Origin of the sequence: Nonomuraea sp. NPDC004580 (genome assembly GCF_040609855.1) — a bacterium.
GTDB lineage: Bacteria > Actinomycetota > Actinomycetes > Streptosporangiales > Streptosporangiaceae > Nonomuraea > Nonomuraea salmonea.
In genome coordinates this window covers 1-1,108 of sequence record NZ_JBEXLH010000149.1, presented here as the reverse complement: position 1 = coordinate 1,108, position 1,108 = coordinate 1, and the positions used below count along the sequence as shown (strand labels likewise).

At 57.1% G+C, this 1,108-nt stretch carries 1 rRNA gene; it reads right to left on the bottom strand.

From position 1 onward, the window contains the following. Window positions 1–81 precede the first annotated feature (81 nt). Window positions 82–1,108: ribosomal RNA gene (locus ABZW11_RS46260) — 23S ribosomal RNA — on the bottom strand; the annotation flags it as partial.

The window sequence follows — 1,108 nt, the reverse complement described above, 5'->3', positions numbered from 1 at the left end:
CTACGAAACAGCAACCGTTTGCTGTCTCAGAATTGCCTAGTGGACGCGAGCAAGACACCCTCCCACAGGAGGGTTTGCTTTGTGGTCAAGTCCTCGGCCTATTAGTACCGGTCAGCTCCACACGTTACCATGCTTCCACCTCCGGCCTATCAACCCGGTCGTCTACCGGGAGCCTTACCCACTCTCGTGGTGGGAGACCTCATCTCAAGGCGAGCTTCCCGCTTAGATGCTTTCAGCGGTTATCCCTTCCGAACGTAGCCAACCAGCCGTGCACCTGGCGGTACAACTGGCACACCAGAGGTTCGTCCGTCCCGGTCCTCTCGTACTAGGGACAGCCCCTTTCAAGTCTCCTGCGCGCGCAGCGGATAGGGACCGAACTGTCTCGCGACGTTCTAAACCCAGCTCGCGTACCGCTTTAATGGGCGAACAGCCCAACCCTTGGGACCTACTCCAGCCCCAGGATGCGACGAGCCGACATCGAGGTGCCAAACCATCCCGTCGATATGGACTCTTGGGGAAGATCAGCCTGTTATCCCCGGGGTACCTTTTAGCCGTTGAGCGACACCGCTTCCACACGCCGATGCCGGATCACTAGTCCCAGCTTTCGCTCCTGCTCGACCCGTCAGTCTCACAGTCAAGCTCCCTTGTGCACTTACACTCAACACCTGATTGCCAACCAGGCTGAGGGAACCTTTGGGCGCCTCCGTTACCCTTTAGGAGGCAACCGCCCCAGTTAAACTACCCACCAGACACTGTCCCCGATCCGGATCACGGACCAGAGTTAGACGTTCAAAACGACCAGAGTGGTATTTCACCAATGACTCCACCCGAACTAGCGTCCGAGCTTCCCAGTCTCCCACCTATCCTACACAAGACGCTCCAAACGCCAATGTCAAGCTGTAGTGAAGGTCCCGGGGTCTTTCCGTCCTGCTGCGCGAAACGAGCATCTTTACTCGTAGTGCAATTTCGCCGGGTCTGCGGTTGAGACAGCGGGGAAGTCGTTACGCCATTCGTGCAGGTCGGAACTTACCCGACAAGGAATTTCGCTACCTTAGGATGGTTATAGTTACCACCGCCGTTTACCGGCGCTTAAGTTCTCACCTTCGCC